The sequence below is a fragment of the Bradyrhizobium sp. genome (genome assembly GCF_049512235.1).
GTDB lineage: Bacteria > Pseudomonadota > Alphaproteobacteria > Rhizobiales > Xanthobacteraceae > Bradyrhizobium.
In genome coordinates, this window is the sequence record NZ_JBEKXH010000667.1 from 1 (window position 1) to 3,006 (window position 3,006).

The window sequence follows — 3,006 nt, forward strand, 5'->3', positions numbered from 1 at the left end:
GCCCCACGAACATAGCGGGGCGTGGCTGGGGTCGCGGCGCCCACTTTTACACGGAGGCGCCGGCCTCATGGGGGGAACGATGCTGTCGGGCAGCATTTCCCCGCGGGCGTGGGCCGTCGGTATTACCCCGATCGGCACCTGGCCCGATGGCTCGCAGGGTGACACGGTGTTCATCGGCGCGTCGGTGCCGCGCACCGGCACCTATGCCGTGCAGGGGGAGGATGAACTGAAGGGCTACCAGCTTGCAATCGAGCACATCAACGAAGGCAACGAACTGGTCAAGCAGATCTCGCCGAAGACCAAGAAGGGCGTACTCGGCAAGCAGCTGAAACTCGGTGTTGCCGACTCCGCGGCCAAGCCGAACGAGGCCGTGCAGGCGCAGCAGCGCTTCATTTCCGAAAACAAGGCGGTGATGATCACGGGTGGCACGTCGAGCGCGGTCGCGGTCGCGCTCAACAAGTTGGCACAGCGCGAAAAGGTGCTGTTCGTCTGCGGCATCTCCGGCTCCAACGATACCACCGGAAAAGACTGCGTGCGCTACGGCTTCCGCCAGAATTTCTTCGGCCAGACCGCGGCGGCCGCCATTACTCCGGTTCTTGCCAAGGAATTCGGCAAGAACAAGAAGGTGGCATATATGACGCCCGACTATACCTACGGCCACACCGTTACCAAATCCATGCAGGATAATACGGCAGCCGACGGCTGGACCACCGTTACCAACCAGGTTTCGCCACTCGGCGCGCCGGACTTCTCGTCCTATCTGCTCAACGTTGCCAACTCCGGCGCCGACATTCTCGTCAACGTCAACTGGGGACATGACGCGGTTCTGTCGATCCAGCAGGCCAAGCAGTTCGGCGTACTCGACAAGATGAAGCTTGTGGTGCCCTACCAGGTGCCGTTCCTGGCGCGGGAAACGGGCGGGTTGATGCAGGGTGTCTATGCTGCCACCGACTATTGGTGGACGCTGGAGGACAAGTTCCCGCTCGCCAAGATGTTCAACGCCGCCTTCGAGAAGAAGTACGACTACAAGCCGGAATGGGGTGCCGAAAATGCCTATATCAGTTTCGTGCACTGGGCCCGCATGGTCGAGGAAGCCGGCAGCTTCTATCCGCCGGATGTCATCAGGGTATACGAAAAGGAAGAAACCATTCCCTCGCTGGTCGGCGATGTCTATTACCGCAAGGAAGACCACCAGTGCGTCCGCCCGGTGCTCATCGTCAAGGGCAAGCAGCAGAAGGACATGAAGGGTAAAGAAGACTATTACGACATCGTGGAAATCGTACCCGGCAAGGGCCTGATGCAGAAACCGGAGGCCTTCGGTTGCCAGCTCGGCGACTATACCTGAGATCGACGGCACCACGGCGCCGCGGGCGGATGACAGCCGCCCGCGGCGCCTCGCTTATTGCTCATCCACGTCATTTCCGAAGGGCGCCGGTTCGCGTGACAGAAATTAATGGTCAATTGGGCTAATTTCGTATCGCAAGTGTTCAACGGACTGGCGCTCGGTGCTTTGCTGGCGCTGATCTCGTCTGGCCTGACAATCATATACGGCACCCTCGGCGTCCTGAACCTCGCGCATGGCGCGATGTTCATGCTCGGCGGTTACGCCGGCTACGTCGCATACGGCTATACCGGCTCATTCGTGGCGGCCGTCATCGCCGGGTCGCTGTTCGTGGCAATCGTCGGCATTCTGATGGAACGCATCATCATACGGCATTTCTACAATCGGCCGCACGAGGATCAGCTTCTCGTCACTTTCGGCCTCAGCATCGTTTTCGTAGAACTCGTCCGTTTGATTTTTGGCAGCCAGTCGCAAATGGTACCGCCGCCACCCGTGTTCGCAGGCATCACCTCGCTCGGTTTCATGTTTTATCCCACATACCGGCTGGCGGTAGTCGGGATCATCGCCGTGGCGCTAAGTGTGCTGTTCGTTATCCTCTATCGCACGCGGATCGGCATGATCGTACGCGCCGGCATCGAGGACTCGGTCATGGTCGATGCGCTCGGCATCAACGTCTACCGCGTGTTCATGATCGTGTTCGGTATCGGCGCGATGGCGGCCGGCTTTGCCGGAATCGTCAATGCTCCCGTGGTCTCGCTGACACCGGGCATCGGCGACGACATCCTGGTTCAGACCTTCGTCGTGGTGGTAATCGGCGGCGTCGGCTCGTTTCCGGGCGCCATTCTCGGCGGCCTGATCGCGGGCGAGATCATCAGCATCACTTCCATGGTCAACCCCGGCTACGCTTATGTGATGTTGTTTGCGGCGATGACTCTCGTCCTGGTCGTGCGGCCCTACGGGCTGCTCGGCATCAGGGGTCGCGAATGAAGTTGGCCGGCTGATGTCCAGGCAACGTCGCTACCTCATCGAGCTGTTCACGGCGGTCGGCTTGATCGTGGCGCCGTTCATCCTGCCGCATCTCGGATTCGCCCCCAACACAGTCAATCGCATTCTGGTCTGGGGGCTTTTCGGGATCGGCTTCGACATTCTGTTCGGCTATACCGGGCTGCTGTCGTTCGGCCAGTCCGCGTTCTATGGCACCGGCGGTTTCGTCGCCGCTTATCTCTTGACCCGCGCCGGATTTCCGAATGTGTTGCTGGCGCTGGTCGTCGGCATGATCGCTGCAGCCGCGGTCGGATATCTTGTCGGACTGATCGCCCTGCGGCGTACCGGCATTTATTTCGCGATGATCACCGTGGCGATCGCCGAGGTATTTTTCTTCGTCGAGTTCAATCCGCTGTCGGCTTTTACCGGCGGTGAGAATGGCCTGCCCGGGGTACCAATGCCAAGTTTCAACTTGGGATTTGCCACGCTTCGCTTCACCGACGGCTGGTCCTTGTATCAGTTCCTGGCGGTTTGCTATTTCGTGGGCATCGTGATCGCGCTGCGCATCGTACGCTCGCCGGTCGGCGCGATTTTGAGCGCGATCCGAGACAACCCGCTGCGCGCGCAGGCGGTCGGTCACAATATCCATGGTTACAAGCTGGCCGCCTTCGTGATTGCTG

General features: G+C 60.2%; 3 protein-coding genes. All 3 read left to right on the forward strand.

The features are described 5' to 3' along the window. Positions 1-25: 25 nt before the first annotated feature. Complete coding sequence (locus tag ABSG20_RS33600) at positions 26-1,345, forward strand: substrate-binding protein (protein ID WP_423868745.1); 1,320 nt, start codon at positions 26-28, stop codon at positions 1,343-1,345. A gap of 108 nt (positions 1,346-1,453) precedes the next feature. After that, positions 1,454-2,329 carry a branched-chain amino acid ABC transporter permease gene (locus tag ABSG20_RS33605; RefSeq protein WP_423868743.1) on the forward strand — a complete coding sequence of 292 codons (876 nt, stop codon included), beginning with the start codon at positions 1,454-1,456 and terminating at the stop codon, positions 2,327-2,329. A 13-nt stretch (positions 2,330-2,342) separates the two neighbouring features. Beyond that, on the forward strand, positions 2,343-3,006 hold a 664-nt coding region (locus ABSG20_RS33610; RefSeq protein WP_423868744.1), incomplete at its 3' end, for a branched-chain amino acid ABC transporter permease.

What these genes read in the sequence shown, in the direction of transcription:
- ABSG20_RS33605 (WP_423868743.1), top strand. Translation starts at nt 1,454, where the DNA reads ATGGTCAATTGGGCTAATTTCGTATCGCAAGTGTTCAACGGACTGGCG.